The sequence below is a fragment of the Aeromonas sp. 11P genome (assembly GCF_051920165.1).
Taxonomy (GTDB): domain Bacteria; phylum Pseudomonadota; class Gammaproteobacteria; order Enterobacterales; family Aeromonadaceae; genus Aeromonas; species Aeromonas veronii.
The window spans coordinates 2,350,977-2,364,532 of sequence record NZ_JBQBDJ010000004.1 but is presented as its reverse complement, the minus strand read 5'-3'; the positions used below and the strand labels follow the sequence as shown (position 1 = coordinate 2,364,532).

The window sequence follows — 13,556 nt, the reverse complement described above, 5'->3', positions numbered from 1 at the left end:
ACCAGAGCATGAGAGTCACCATGATGGCCAAAGACGGGGAAGAGCGTAAATCCATTCTGACCGAGAGCGGCACCAACGAGCTCGAGATCATCGAATTTCACCTCAAGAAGCAGCTGCCGGACGGGCGCGAGAAGATCGCCTACTACGGCATCAACGTCGCCAAGGTGCGCGAGGTGATCCGGGTGCCGGAGACCACCGATTACCCTAACGCCCAGCGTCACATGGTGGGGGTCTTCTCCCTGCGGGACCGCCTCATCCCGCTGGTGGATCTGGCTGGGTGGCTCGGCATCAAGACCAACCCTGACCCCAGCCACAAGGTGGTGATCGTCACCGACTTCAACAAGATGGCCAACGGTTTTCTGATCGACAGTGTCAGCAGGATCCATCGGGTCTCCTGGGAGGATGTGGAGTCCCCCAGCCAGTTTCTGGAGGCGGGGGAGAACGACTGCGTGGTGGCCGTGGTCAGGCGCGATGGCAACCTCATCATGATCCTCGATTTCGAGAAAATCATCGCCGACATCAATCCCGAACTCAGCATGGAGAAGTACGACGTCACCCAGGATCGCAAGGTGCTCATCGACGATCGCATGATGGCGCTGCGTCAGGGCAAGACCATTCTGGTGGTGACGACTCGGCCTTTATCCGCAAGATGATCGAGACCACCCTGCGCACCGCTGGCTACAACGTGATCACGGCCAAGGACGGCGGCGAGGGGTTGGAGATGATGACGGATTTCGATCGTCTGGCACAGGAGGAGAGGATGCCGGTGACCGGCTTCGTCAATGCGGTGATCACCGATGTGGAGATGCCGCGCATGGATGGCATGCACCTGCTCAAGCGGCTGCGGGATACCCCCTCCTACAAGGAGATGCCCATCGTGATGTTCTCCTCTCTGATGAGCGATGACAACCGCCAGAAAGCGCTGCAACTGGGGGCCAACGATACCATCACCAAGCCCGAGATAGGGCGCATGGTGGGGATGATGGATCACATGCTGCTGGGAATTGCCCCGCCTTCGCCCGCCAACAACATCTGATCTGCCATTAACTTGCCATTGGCCGGTCGAATCCACTGACCAGTGCCTCAAGCGGCCACTCCTTGCCAAGGGGTGGCCGCGCTGTTTTGGCTGTTTGCTGCGATCCTGACACCCCTTGTCTCCCGGACATGATTTATGTAATGATAATTATTATCATTTGTTGGCGTGAAGTATATGACCGCAACCTGGGTGAAGGGGTGGGTCGAGTCGACCGAAGGCGGCAGCAGCATGAATCACTGGAAACAGCAGACCAGAGAGGGCAACCGGCTGTTTGACTGCGGCGAGTATCATCAGGCGTTGGCCCATTATCAGCAGGCGCTCTGGCTGGCTCGTCAGCAATTGGTGCAGTGGCATGACGCCGATGAGGCGGTGGCTGCGCTGGTTGTGGCTCACCACAATCTGGCGGATCTGCTAGTTGCCATGACTCTGCCCGATCGCGCCGCCGACCTGCTCTGCTATGTGCACGACTGCCTGCTGGCGACCTGTCACTCCCCCGCTTGCTCCTCTCGCCTGCGAGAGGCTGCTTTGCGCCATACCCGCACAACCCGTGCCGAGTTGCTGACGTTCGTACAGCGCCACGGCAGCCACGCCGGGATCATGCGTTCGCTCGGTCACTGCCTGTGTCAGAGCGAGCCCTCATCCCGGCTCCATTAATCCGAACAGAGGTCATCATGAGCCATACTCTGCCAGCCCTGAACTATGCCTACGACGCACTGGAACCCCATATCGATGCCCTGACCATGGAGATCCACCATAGCCGTCATCACCAGACCTATATCAACAACCTCAACGCCGCGCTGGAAGGGGCGCCCGAGCTGGCTGCACTGCCGGTAGAGGAGCTGCTGCGCCGCTTCGATACTCTGCCAGCCACATTGCAGGGGGCGGTACGCAACCATGGCGGCGGCCATGCCAACCACACCCTGTTCTGGCTGGTGATGAGCCCGCAGGGAGGCGGTGAGCCTGGTGGTGAACTGGCTCTGGCCATCGAGCGGGAATTGGGGGGATTCGATACCTTCAAGCAGGCCTTCACTCAGGCGGCTCTGAGCCGTTTTGGTAGCGGCTGGGCCTGGCTGGTGGTGGACAAGGCGGGCAGATTGCAGGTGGAGAGCTGTGCCAATCAGGATAGTCCCCTGATGTATGGCCATACCCCGATCCTAGGGCTGGATGTGTGGGAGCACGCCTACTATCTCAAGTACCAGAACAAGCGTCCTGACTATATCGCTGCCTTCTATCAGGTGGTGGATTGGGTCGAAGTTGCCCGTCGCTATCAGGCGGCGAGAGGCTGACTTGGTCGCTGGGTATGGGTGTGCAGGCTCACCGCCACACCCGAGCTGTAATAACAAGACCCGCCAGTTGGCGGGTCGTCTGTTTATGGTGTGGCAGTGCTGGCGCTGGCGGCTGAAGGGGCCACCGGCATTGTGGGCAAGGTCGCGCTGGGCGTCTTGGCGGTGGTTTCTGCCGCGGATTGGGCGGGAGTGACCGGCTCAGTCGCTGCCGCTGCGGATAAAGCAGGAGTCACTTGTTCAGTCGTGGCCGAGGCAGACGAAGTGGCCGACTCGGTGGCAACCGCGGCAGAGACTGCCGCCGGCTTGACCTCATCCACCGCCGGTTTGGGCTGTTTGAGGCAGGGTTGCAGGCTGCCGATGGTACTTAGTGACTGGCAAGGCACAGGTAGACCGATGGGCACAGGAGCGCCGAGGAACTTGGGCCCCTTGTCCAGCACATAGAGGTCGAGCAGCCCCATCAGGCGGGCAAAGACTTCCCGCACCCGGGTGCGGATCCCCTGATAGGCGCTGGGATCCTCGGCATTGAAGCCGACCGCATCGATACCGAAATGGCGGGCGATGAAGATGGCCCGCTCGTTGTGAAAGCCCTGGGAGACCACGGTAAAGCGCTCCTGGCCGAACACCTCCTTGGCGCGAACCACAGAGTCGAGGGTGCGGAATCCGGCGAAATCCATATAGATGGCGGAGGCGGGGATGCCCGCCTTAATCAGGGCGCGGCGCATCTGGCGTGGCTCGTTGTACTGCACGGTGGCGTTGTCACCGGAGACGATGATGAAGTCCACCTTGGCATTGTTGTAGAGCTCGGCCGCCGCCTTGATGCGGTATTTGAAGTAGTGGTTGGGGCCGCCACCGGAGAGATATTTGGAGGTACCCAGCACCACCGCAACCCGGTTGTAGGGCACCTTGTCCACCCGATCGTAGGTGTAGTGACGGGCATCCGAGACGATCCACTCGCTGTAGCCCAGCAGCATGGCAATCAGGGCCAGCAGCAAAACGAGGCAGGCGAGGAGGATCTTGGCAAACTTCTTCATGCGCGGTGCGGTCAGGGTCTGAAGTTGGGAGTGGCTATCGGCATTCTATTACAACTCGGCCGCTGGCGTCAGGCTTGATAACGGGCGGGCACCTCATTCGGGCAGAGGTTGTCGCAGCAGAGGCCGGGAGAGCGGGAGGATGAAGAGAGGGGCTGCGGTGGCAGCCCCTCTGGTCGGTGAAGGTTTATCAGTGGGCGGAGTCGTTACCCTTGCAGGCGTCTGACTCCTTGTTGGCTTGCCACCAGGGCAGCAGATCCCGGGCGAGCCACGCCTGATAGGCGTCGCTGTCGTTGGCGATCAGCCGGTCCAGCTCCCCTTCGAAGTCGCTCATCGCCTGCTGCCGATCCGGATTGCGCAGCGCTTGTGCCAGCGCCAGCCAGCTGGCGCCGCGACCGGTATCGTTGAGGAAGCGGTGCACGGTATAGGACCAGGAGTAGACCATCTCGCCACCCTGCTCGTAGTCAAGGTGGAGGATCGCCGCCAGTGTCGGGCGCTGGTTGGCAGGGCGGTTTGCCACGTTATCCAGACCCCGGGCAAAGCACTGGCCGTGGGCGATGTACTCTGCAATCCCCTCGGCCCACCAGGTGGTGCGGTTGAGCGGATAGTGGCCGAAGCTGCCGTACTGGTTGAAGCGACCATCCAGATAGTGAACGTACTCGTGGCGCAGGTTCCACACCTGGAAGGCAGGGCGTTTCCACTCCGCCTCATAGGCGAAGAAGCGGGCCTGATTGCCGGGCCGAGCCGGATCTCCCTCGATATAGATGCCGCCATTGTCGGTGGAGACACCAAACAGCGCGCTGCCGTAGCGGCCCCAGTCGGCGGAGGAGTTGAAGATCACCAGCTCCAGCGCTTCGTTGTGATCATCGGCCACCGGTTGCCAGCCTGTCTCCATCTGCTGGTGGAAGCGCTGCTCTTCATCACCCAGCTCGCGGCAGATCCCTTCGGCCTGAGCCTGGGTCAGATCCTGAGCGCGCAGACGCAGGGTGGGTGAGCAGGTGTGCTCGAACGGCAGAATATCTTCCATGCGGATCGGTGTGCAGAGCCCGGCGAACTCACCGCTGACACAGGCTTCGCTGGTGCGATCCGTGTAGGTGAGGTAATAGCTGGAGAGAGTCAGGGAGACCTCTTCCAGCATGGCGGCCGGATGCTGGCCACCCGGGATCAGCCCCTGCTGGCGCATGATGGCGATGACATCGCGATCCAGCTGTTGGCGATAGGCAATCGCCTTATCCGGGCTGGTGTGATGGAGGTAGCGCATCATCTGGTAGAGACGGCTATGGGCATCGAGGATGTTGTTGAAGATAAACAGATCCCGTGAGCCATCGCGCTGTTTCCAGAGGGCCAGCTCGCTCAGGCCCAGTTGCAGCAGGTTCTGGCGCAATGCCGCCTCCTGTTGCAGCACAGCTGCGCTGAAGTCAGCATGCTGACCGTAAGAGGCGCTCTGATCGACCAGATTGAGCAGCTCGAACAGGCCATCGGCCCAGGGTTTGTGGCCATTGATCTGCGCCGCATGTTGCACCGCATAGCCGAACGCCTGGTTGAGCTGGGCCAGCATGGGGGCGGCACTCTGGCGGAAGGCGGCTTGCCCAAGTTGTCCCTGCGCCGCCACGCTCCAGGCTTCCAGCACTGTGCCAGCCTGATCCTGCGGTTCGGCACCCAGCAGCAATGGGTGGTTGAGCAGATCAATCATCACCCCGGCCAGAGCCCGGGCGGCCTGATCACTCTCCTTGCCAACGCCGCCGTGGTAGTTGTGGGCGCGCACATAGTAGAGCAGCTTGTCCATTGCCGGATGGGTCGGCTGGTTGGCCGCCAGCAGGGCACGCATGCCGCGCACCACCGCCATCAGCTTGGCGTCATCGTGGCCATAATCCGCCTGCCAGGCTGGGCTGTTCTGGCCGCTCACGTCGGCCACTAGTTTGGCTGCATCGCTGTCGAGCAGATCCACATCGGGCTGCTCGGGCTCGGAGCAGAGACGACCGTTGGCGCGGCGGCACTCCAGCTGCTCCTCCTTGCTGGCCAGCACGATGGGACGATTGAGCACCCGGCTCTCCTGCCACTCTTTGCTCTCTGGCAGGGGTTGCCACTCGCCGCCAGCGACCGGGTATTGGTAGCCGCTATCTTGCAGCGTTACCTGAACCTCGCTGCCTGCGGGGATCACCTGACGGCAGATGCGATAGCGGATGGTGTTGCTCCCCTCCTTGCGCTCCTGCGGCTCATCACACTCCTGCTGAGGCGTGAGCTGATCCAGCTGCCACTGATAGCGGCGCCAGACGTGGATCTCGCTGACCTGAGCGGCAGCCTGACTGCCTGCCACCGGTTGCAGGCGGAAGAAGATCTGCTCCAACCGGCCATCCCGTTCACTCGGGGTCTCTTCAAGTACCTGCAACTGCTGCCAATCCTGCGGCTGATAGTGCCACTCCGGCTCTGCGCAGCGGCCTTGTGCGTTGAGTTCGCAGCGATCCAGCTCCCTTTCGCTCTGACCCAGGATGATGGCTTGTGGCAGCGGCAGACGATCCTGCCGCTGGGCGGTCGGCGTGCCCGCCAGCTGCTCCCAGCGACCCTGCTTGAGGCCATAACCGAAGTCATAACTGCTGGCCGGAATGAGCTTGCCCGCCGGAATCTGATCTTCGCAGCGAACGAAGCGGATCTGCCAGCCCGCATCTACCTTGAGCTGCGGCTCACCACACTGCTGCTCGGCCAGTGCGGCGAGATCGCTGCTCTGCCAGTCGAAGCGACGGTAGACCCTAAGCTGCTGGTAAGGAGCATTGCTGCTGCGCGCCTTGAGCTCGTAGGTGATCTCGGTGATGCGAGCGGCCAGTTGCCGACTCGATTCGCCAGTCAGCTGATACTGTCGCCAGTCATTGGGGGAGTAGTTGGCTTGCGCCGAGGATGTAGCCAAAAGCAGGGGGCCTGCCAGCAGCAGCCACCCGGTACCTGAACGGTTCATTTTTATCCCTTTGTTCTTGTCTGTGTATTGTCTTGCGAGTAATCGCAAGGTAATTTACAGGGACTCAAAGGAATATCAATTGTTTTTTAAATGACATATAAATCAATGGTATGTCGTTGATTTATATGCTTGCGATTTCTGAACTCCTGCTGCCGTAGTGAGGGCTCACATGCGACTTTATTGAGGAAGTTGTTCGTTGTGTAAAGTGTGCGTCAGATCTCATTTCATTGATGTGAGACATGCAGCAAATAACCAGAGAAAGCAGGATGTCCCAAGTGCTTCAACTGTCCCTCTGAACCGGCAAGGGAACATACCCCAATCAGAGATGAAGAGATTTTGGTCGTGATGACCAAGGTGAGCTGATATAGGTCGCCTGTATGGTTAGCACAGGCGACCTGATAAGAGTTTCTTTCGACACCACCACTCATCTGTTTCGCGCCAATTTCAGCGTCATACAGATGAAGCATCAGAGATAGCTGACGGTCACGATCGCCATGTTGCTGGCATTGATCACTCTGTAGTTGATCGTGCTGCTAATTGAGCTGATTTGACCGACTTGCTGCAAGTGAGCCAAAGGCATGGTCTGCTTGTTGATGCCTGAATAGCAGGTCACGTTGCTGTCAGAAAAATCACATGGAGATTCGTAGATAGCGCCAGTAAACGTCACTGAACCATCAGCAGCAGATGCGGTGGATGGCAACAAGGCGGTACCAAGCAGCAGGGCGGTGAATGCAGAGAAAACTGTTTTGCGGACTAAATTGGAGGCGGTGTGTTGAGCTTTCATATCTATGTCCTTTTCGTCACAGGTGTTGTACGAAAAGGGCAACGCAATCAAAGAGTAATACCATAAATTGGCAATGACATAACTCTTCTCAGATGGCAGCTCCGCTGTCTTAGGTATCAAAACCCTTAGACCGGTGGCTTTGCGTCCCGACCTTTCGACCGGTTTGCCCTTTACTCTATGTTTAGATGATAACACTCCACTTTGAGAAATCAATCGGCATAAAAATCATGAGAGATGGATCACAGTAAGTCCGCATAATTAATAACGTATATTTATTTTTTATCTCAAATCTTGCCTGTGAATATTGCGGACAAGCCTCTATATTATCGCGTCATATCTATGATTAATATGTAATGTAGTAGATGTATATTTATGTGTGGGCTGCCCATAATTTGATTGCCTGATTGCCTGATTGCCTGATTGCCTGATTGCCTGATTGCCTGATTGCCTGATTGCCTGATTGCCTGATTGCCTGATTGCCTGATTACCTGATTACCTCTTTAGGGGGGGGGCATGAAGTGGTTGATAACTATTGTCAAAAATAGACAGGTTATCTTTGTTGCATTCTTGTTTAAATTTTGCGTGCGACTTTAAATTCATAGTCTGACAATATTGCAATAGATGTCCTTTATATGAACTTTATTTATTTTATGATGTCGCTCCATATTTCATTTCTTGTTTAAGTTATTGTTTTTAAGGTGTTTATAAAAAAATTTATACAAATCAAAATGTATTTGATGTGCATCAAACGAGTCGTTAATTTGTTCGCCAAGCAAAAGTGGAATGCGGCTTTCTGCACAGACGACAAGGATGTATGTAGTTGTGCAGTTTAGGTGTAGCGGGAACTACCCCTGATGCGGTGTGCTGCTTTTGCTTACTTAAAATAAACCTTAAAAGGCACAGCTGATTATTGGCATGACCTCTCATCGGCTTAATGAGAGGCGAGCACCAGCAGTTGCTGTGCAGTATATCGCGGCATCACTGAATATCGTGACTCCAGCATGATTGGAGTGATGCAGTACAACACACGTTAATGTAGGTATAAACAAATGAAAGCTAATAAGATTCTGGTTGCTATGGGTGTTGGTTCCATGCTGCTGTGTGGCTCCGCTTTTGCTGCCGCAGGTGGTGCTGGTTCCGGTAAAGTCACTTTTAACGGTGAAATCATCAACGCCCCTTGCTCTGTTGCTCCTGAGTCTGTTGACCAGGTTGTTGAAATGGGCCAGATCAGCACCAAAGAGCTGGCCAACGGTGGTGAGTCCAACTCCAAGCCGTTCAGCATCAAGCTGCTGAACTGTGAAATCTCCGACGCCGAAGATGCTGTCAAGGTGACTTTCAGCGGTGCCAAAGACCCGGTAGATTCCAGCCTGCTGGTGATCGGTGGTGGTCAAGCTGCTGGTGCCGGTATCAAGATGACCGCTCCGGGTGGTGCCCCGATCGTGCTGGGTACTCCGACTTCAGCCTTTACCCTGGTTAATGGTGATAACGAACTGCCGTTCAGCGCCGTGCTGAAAGGTTATGCAAGCCAAGACACCAACCCGCTGACTGCTGGTGCCTTCACTGCAGTGACCAACTTTACTCTCTCCTACGAGTAATAGAGTGCCTTAACGTGTGACAAGGGTTGTGGTGGCGCGAGCCACCACAACTTCACACATTCTGTTTCCTCACATCGAACCCTAATCATGAAAACTTCAATGATGGCGGCCATGGTGCTGCAGCTGGTGATGATGGCGGGATCAGTCCACGCCAACGAACTCACGGATGGACTAGCCGAATCGGGCTGTACGCTGGAGGTGCTGCGCAGTATTCCACTGCAGGCTCAGCAACCGGGCACGTTGAAAATCAGCGGTTGTCAGGTTGATGGGGCAACGGTGGCATCACTGCCTTTTATTTCCATGTCCGTGCGTGGTGCCATGAGCGATGAGCTGGGCATTCTCAATAACGGCCAATATCACAAGGTGTCCGGCGAGCGCTTTATTGTCTCGGATATCGTCAACAGTGATCTGGAATTCAATTTGGGGCTCATCAGCAGTCAGCTGTTTTTTCCGGACAGTACGACCCTGTTAGAACTCAATTATATGTAAGCAAACACAATTGCTTAGTGTAGACACCTCATTACGTGAGACCTTTATGCAATTCCTAGAGTGAAAATATGAGCGTTTCAACATCAGACTCTGTGAGAAAAAAACCTTATTCAAAAATGGCTTTTATGCTATGCGTGCCCGGCCTGATGGCGGTGGCAAATCACGCATGGGCAGAAACGGAGTTTAATATTGATGCGCTCGATCTGGATGAGCGAACCAAGATCGACCTCTCCCAGTTTGCCGACGAAGGCTACATCCTGCCTGGCGACTACTACCTCGAGATTGAGGTCAACAAGAACAAGCTTCCCCTGCAGAAGATCCCTTTCTACGAGACTGATACCGGCAAAGGAAAGGGTGGTGTGGCCTGTCTGCCACAAGAGGTGATCCCCAAGCTGGCGCTGACCGATGAGGCCATCGCCAAGATCGATACCTGGCACGATGGTCAGTGTGCCAACCTGCTGGCGCTGGACGGCGTGGTGATCTCGAACGATATCGGTAACGGTCTGCTCAGGATCGCCGTGCCTCAAGCGTGGATGAAATACAGCGATCCAAACTGGATTCCGCCCGAGCAATGGGATGAAGGTGTTCCGGGGATGATGCTGGATTACAACATCAATGCCCAAGTTAATGAAGGGGATGGCTACTCCAACCGCAATATCAGCAGCTACGGTACGCTGGGGTTCAACTACGGCGCCTGGCGTCTTCGGGGGGACTATCAGGCCAGCTCTTACTGGGGTGATAATGAGCGGACGTCGACTGAGCTGAACCGTATCTATGCCTATCGCCCGCTGCCGAACATGGCCGCCAAGCTGACGGTGGGCGAGCAGCAACTCAACTCTCAGCTGATCGATGGCTTCCGTTATACCGGTGTCAATCTGGCTAATGATGAGCGCATGTTGCCGCCGAGCCTGCAAGGCTATGCACCGGAAGTGAGCGGCATCGCCAAGACTAACGCCAAGGTGACTGTTTCCCAGTCCGGCCACATTCTCTATGAGACTAACGTGCCGGCTGGTCCGTTTCGCATCCAGGGGCTGGACAGCTCGGTGCGCGGCCGTCTCGATGTACGGGTAGAGGAGCAAGATGGCAGTGTCAATTCGTTCCAGGTAGACACCGCGACCGTGCCCTATCTGACCCGCCCTGGCTATGTCAGATACAACCTGGCGGTTGGTGCACCTTCCGAACAGACGGATTCGGTGCACGACGTGCACGGCCCAGCCTTTGTCACCGGTGATTTCTCCTGGGGGGTAGCGAACTCCTGGTCGCTCTATGGTGGCAGCCTGGTTGCGGGTGAATACAACTCCATGGGGCTGGGTATCGGTCGTGATCTCTATGCCTTGGGCGCCATCTCCGCTGACCTGACTCAGTCAATCGCGAAGCTGCCGGGCCTGTCGACCAAGATTGGCCAGTCGGTGCGGGTGAACTACGCCAAGCAGTTCGATGAATACAACAGCTCTATCACCTTCGCCGGTTATCGTTTCTCCCAGCATGACTTCATGACTATGTCGCAATTCCTGAGCAACAAGGAGCGGCTGGAGAACAATACCACGACCTCGAGCGATGACTACAACACCTGGGGTGACAAGGAGCTTTATACCATCACCGCCAACAAGACTTTCTGGGCGGAGGATGCGGCCAAGGCGCTGACTATCTATCTGGACTACACCCACAGAACTTACTGGGAACACGATGCAGAGGATCGCTACGGCCTCACTATTAACAAGAGCGTGAATATTGGCAGCTTCAAGGATGTCTCTGTCTATGTGTCGGCTTACAAGACCAAGACCGAGAACTACGAGGATGACAAGAGCGTCATGCTGACCCTGAGCATGCCGATCGGGGACAGAAAGAGTGCGGGATATAGCGTGCAGTCCTCCAACGGCAATGTGACCCACCTGGCAACCTATCAGGATTACAGCCGGCCGGATGATACCTATCAGCTGGGGGCGGGTGTGCAGAGCAATGGCCACGCCGTGGCGCGGGGCTACTACAACCACAACAGCGACGTCGGGGCGGTCAGCCTCAACGCCTACAGTGTGCAGAGCGAGTACACCTCGGTCGGTGCCAGCCTGCGCGGCGGTCTGACGGCAACCGAGCATGGTGCAGCCCTGCACCAGGCGACCCGCCGTGGCGGTACCCGCATGATGGTGGATACCGACAAGACCTCCGGTGTCTCCTTCAACAACGGCCGCGCCGTGACCAATCGCTTTGGCGTCGCGGTGATCAGCGATATGACCGACTATCGCAAGAGCGATACCCGGATCGATGTGGATCAGCTGAGCGATGATATCGATGCGATGAACGCCATCAAGCAGGGGACCCTGACTGAGGGGGCAATTGGATATAATGCCTTCGAAATCGCCGAAGGATTCAAGCTACTGGCCAATGTCAGATTGCCTGACGGCTCAGTGCCGCCGTTTGGTGCCACCGTCATCAAGGATTCCGGCCGGGTGCTCTCGGTAGTGGATGAAGATGGCCTGGTCTATCTGACCGGGGTGAAACCGAATGAAGCATTTGAACTCTCCTGGGGCGGGGCCCGCCAGTGCAAGATAGTGGCGCCGCAACAAGTAACCGATCTGTCGATGAAGACTCTCACTTGCAAGTAATGGGATACCGATGAAAAAGCTGCTCTCTTATACCTGTCTGGCCGTGCTGGGCATGACCTCGCTCAACGTCAGTGCCGCCATTGTGCTGGACCGTACCCGCGCCGTTTATCCGGGTGGCGCCAAGTCCATCAGCCTCAACATCAAGAACGAGAACCAGAAGCTGCCCTACCTGGCTCAGGCCTGGATTGAAGATGCTCAGGGTCAGAAGATCTCTTCTCCCTTCGTGGTACTGCCGCCGGTACAGCGGGTGGATGCCAACCAGAAGTCCATCGTGCGTATCGCTAGCGTGCCGGCCATCGACAGTCTGCCCAAGGATCGGGAGTCCATCTACTACTTCAATCTGCGCGAGATCCCGCAAGAGCGAGAAGAGCAACGTGATGCAGATTGCCGTGCAATCCAAGATCAAGCTGTTCTACCGCCCCGAGGCCATTCTGCCCGAGCGCGGCGCCGTCTGGCAGGATCAGGTGCTGATCACCAAGCAGGGCAAGGCTCTCAAGGTCAATAACTCGACTCCTTACTACATCACCTACGTGGGCCTCGGTCATCCGCAGGGCAAGGAGCGGACCACCATCAAGGGTTTTTCTGCCTTTATGGTTGCCCCCAAGTCAGAGCAGACGGTCACCATTCCGGAAACACTGGGAAATGAATTTGTGATCAGCTACGTCAATGACTACGGCGGATATATGGACATCAAATACCAGTGTGCAGGCAATGCCTGTAAAGCCGTGAAGAGCGAGTAAGGCCTATGCTACGTTCCATCTTCTGTTCAAGTCTTATGCTGTTTGCAGGAACGGCATTGGCAAATGGCTATGTGACGCCTAACCCAACCCATGATTACTATATATCGTTGGACAAGGCTGACATTCAAAACAGACCTGGTTTTACCACCAAGGCATTTGAGTGGAATTTGGGAGGGCAATATTCAGGTATCGTTACCTGTCCTGATAGAAGCATTCCACAGTCTCCAGTTTACTATAAGTCGACCATGACGGATGGCCTGCCTCAGGCTGGTGGTGGTTTTGTAAAATTAAATGACTTTCTGGATATGAAGGTCGAAATTTGGATTGCAGGTCGGAAGAATAAGTTTGTTACGGCTCCGTTCCCGAATGAAAGTAATGATTACCCAAATTACGCCTGTACTAAGGGAAAAGAGACAAGAATTAATAATTTTGAAAGTGGTAGTCGCGGGAAGGTCACTTTTCGCGTGAGAAAACAAATAATTAATGGTGTGCAAATTTCAGATCGTCAAGTGGTAGAAATGTATGGCCGTTTGGGGTCTACCACTACAGATTTTAATAATTTGCCAATGTCTCGAATTACGATTACATCTGCAATATTATATGTTCCTGAAGAGTGCGTGATTAATGGTGGCCAGACTATTGAAGTCGAATTTGGTGATCTGCCGGGCACAGGATTGGATGGAAATAACTTTGAAAAGACGGTTCCGCTGACATTTCAATGTCGTGGCGGTGTTTTCGAAGGGGATGCCTTGAAGATCAATCTTGGTATTTCTGGTAAAACAACCTCCTTCAGTCAAGATTATCTGCGAACAACCCGGGATAGCTATCAAGGTGGAAATGTCATTTCCGATCTGGGGATAAAATTCAAGCAACTTGATGGTTCTCAGCTGAAATTGAATACCTTCTATCCGGTTTCCATGCAGGGTAATATCGGTGACTGGGGTTTTATCGCTGCGCCGGTAACACCAGCAGGAGCGGATATCCCGGCTGGTGACTTTTATGCCACCGCGACTATCGTTGCCGAGTTCCAATGAGGAGTTGTTTT

Annotated in this window: 11 protein-coding genes, 1 pseudogene and 1 riboswitch; of the genes and pseudogenes, 9 read left to right on the top strand and 3 right to left on the bottom strand. The window is 55.6% G+C overall.

Annotation, left to right across the window (positions count from 1 at the left end):
* Positions 1-20 precede the first annotated feature (20 nt).
* The 3 genes and pseudogenes from ACTG1P_RS10835 to ACTG1P_RS10825 all read left to right on the top strand — a co-directional run bounded on the left by ACTG1P_RS10835 (position 21) and on the right by ACTG1P_RS10825 (position 2,322).
* Positions 21-1,036, top strand: a pseudogene (locus tag ACTG1P_RS10835) (chemotaxis protein).
* Between the two features lie 174 nt (positions 1,037-1,210).
* A complete protein-coding gene (locus ACTG1P_RS10830; protein WP_236375938.1) occupies positions 1,211-1,690 on the top strand; it encodes a tetratricopeptide repeat protein in 480 nt (159 codons plus the stop codon).
* Positions 1,691-1,707: 17 nt separating this feature from the next.
* Positions 1,708-2,322 (top strand): superoxide dismutase, encoded by a 615-nt coding sequence (locus ACTG1P_RS10825; RefSeq protein WP_440001254.1) that lies wholly within the window; start codon positions 1,708-1,710, stop codon positions 2,320-2,322.
* 83 nt (positions 2,323-2,405) lie between these two features.
* Here the strand turns inward: ACTG1P_RS10825 and ACTG1P_RS10820 are convergent, their stop codons facing one another.
* The 3 genes from ACTG1P_RS10820 to ACTG1P_RS10810 all read right to left on the bottom strand — a co-directional run bounded on the left by ACTG1P_RS10820 (position 2,406) and on the right by ACTG1P_RS10810 (position 7,084).
* The gene (locus ACTG1P_RS10820) at positions 2,406-3,353 is read right to left on the bottom strand and encodes a SanA/YdcF family protein (protein ID WP_440001252.1); all 948 of its coding nucleotides are present in this window, start codon (positions 3,351-3,353) and stop codon (positions 2,406-2,408) included.
* Positions 3,354-3,540: 187 nt separating this feature from the next.
* Positions 3,541-6,300 (bottom strand): collagenase, encoded by a 2,760-nt coding sequence (locus ACTG1P_RS10815; protein WP_440001250.1) that lies wholly within the window; start codon positions 6,298-6,300, stop codon positions 3,541-3,543.
* Between the two features lie 466 nt (positions 6,301-6,766).
* Positions 6,767-7,084, bottom strand: a complete 318-nt coding sequence (locus ACTG1P_RS10810; RefSeq protein ID WP_069554682.1) for a fimbrial protein — start codon at positions 7,082-7,084, stop codon at positions 6,767-6,769.
* Positions 7,085-7,175: 91 nt separating this feature from the next.
* Positions 7,176-7,262, bottom strand: a riboswitch (cyclic di-GMP riboswitch).
* 871 nt (positions 7,263-8,133) lie between these two features.
* Between ACTG1P_RS10810 and ACTG1P_RS10805 the strand changes: the two genes are divergently transcribed.
* The 6 genes from ACTG1P_RS10805 to ACTG1P_RS10780 all read left to right on the top strand — a co-directional run bounded on the left by ACTG1P_RS10805 (position 8,134) and on the right by ACTG1P_RS10780 (position 13,545).
* On the top strand, positions 8,134-8,679 hold the full coding sequence (locus tag ACTG1P_RS10805; RefSeq protein WP_069554681.1) for a fimbrial protein: 546 nt from the start codon (positions 8,134-8,136) through the stop codon (positions 8,677-8,679).
* 99 nt (positions 8,680-8,778) lie between these two features.
* Positions 8,779-9,168 carry a hypothetical protein gene (locus ACTG1P_RS10800; RefSeq protein ID WP_005354943.1) on the top strand — a complete coding sequence of 130 codons (390 nt, stop codon included), beginning with the start codon at positions 8,779-8,781 and terminating at the stop codon, positions 9,166-9,168.
* Positions 9,169-9,236: 68 nt separating this feature from the next.
* The gene (locus tag ACTG1P_RS10795) at positions 9,237-11,771 is read left to right on the top strand and encodes a fimbria/pilus outer membrane usher protein (RefSeq protein ID WP_440001247.1); all 2,535 of its coding nucleotides are present in this window, start codon (positions 9,237-9,239) and stop codon (positions 11,769-11,771) included.
* A 10-nt stretch (positions 11,772-11,781) separates the two neighbouring features.
* Positions 11,782-12,276 (top strand): fimbrial biogenesis chaperone, encoded by a 495-nt coding sequence (locus ACTG1P_RS10790; RefSeq protein ID WP_440001245.1) that lies wholly within the window; start codon positions 11,782-11,784, stop codon positions 12,274-12,276.
* A complete protein-coding gene (locus tag ACTG1P_RS10785; RefSeq protein WP_440001244.1) occupies positions 12,236-12,511 on the top strand; it encodes a hypothetical protein in 276 nt (91 codons plus the stop codon). Before ACTG1P_RS10790 ends, ACTG1P_RS10785 begins: the two co-directional genes overlap by 41 nt.
* Before the next feature lie 5 nt (positions 12,512-12,516).
* Positions 12,517-13,545, top strand: coding sequence for a fimbrial protein (locus ACTG1P_RS10780; RefSeq protein ID WP_440001243.1), 1,029 nt, complete (start codon positions 12,517-12,519; stop codon positions 13,543-13,545).
* Positions 13,546-13,556 lie beyond the last annotated feature (11 nt).

What these genes read in the sequence shown, in the direction of transcription:
- ACTG1P_RS10810 (WP_069554682.1), bottom strand. Translation starts at nt 7,084, where the DNA reads ATGAAAGCTCAACACACCGCCTCCAATTTAGTCCGCAAAACAGTTTTC.
- ACTG1P_RS10790 (WP_440001245.1), top strand. Translation starts at nt 11,782, where the DNA reads ATGAAAAAGCTGCTCTCTTATACCTGTCTGGCCGTGCTGGGCATGACC.
- ACTG1P_RS10780 (WP_440001243.1), top strand. Translation starts at nt 12,517, where the DNA reads ATGCTACGTTCCATCTTCTGTTCAAGTCTTATGCTGTTTGCAGGAACG.
- ACTG1P_RS10820 (WP_440001252.1), bottom strand. Translation starts at nt 3,353, where the DNA reads ATGAAGAAGTTTGCCAAGATCCTCCTCGCCTGCCTCGTTTTGCTGCTG.
- ACTG1P_RS10825 (WP_440001254.1), top strand. Translation starts at nt 1,708, where the DNA reads ATGAGCCATACTCTGCCAGCCCTGAACTATGCCTACGACGCACTGGAA.
- ACTG1P_RS10795 (WP_440001247.1), top strand. Translation starts at nt 9,237, where the DNA reads ATGAGCGTTTCAACATCAGACTCTGTGAGAAAAAAACCTTATTCAAAA.
- ACTG1P_RS10800 (WP_005354943.1), top strand. Translation starts at nt 8,779, where the DNA reads ATGATGGCGGCCATGGTGCTGCAGCTGGTGATGATGGCGGGATCAGTC.
- ACTG1P_RS10830 (WP_236375938.1), top strand. Translation starts at nt 1,211, where the DNA reads ATGACCGCAACCTGGGTGAAGGGGTGGGTCGAGTCGACCGAAGGCGGC.
- ACTG1P_RS10805 (WP_069554681.1), top strand. Translation starts at nt 8,134, where the DNA reads ATGAAAGCTAATAAGATTCTGGTTGCTATGGGTGTTGGTTCCATGCTG.
- ACTG1P_RS10815 (WP_440001250.1), bottom strand. Translation starts at nt 6,300, where the DNA reads ATGAACCGTTCAGGTACCGGGTGGCTGCTGCTGGCAGGCCCCCTGCTT.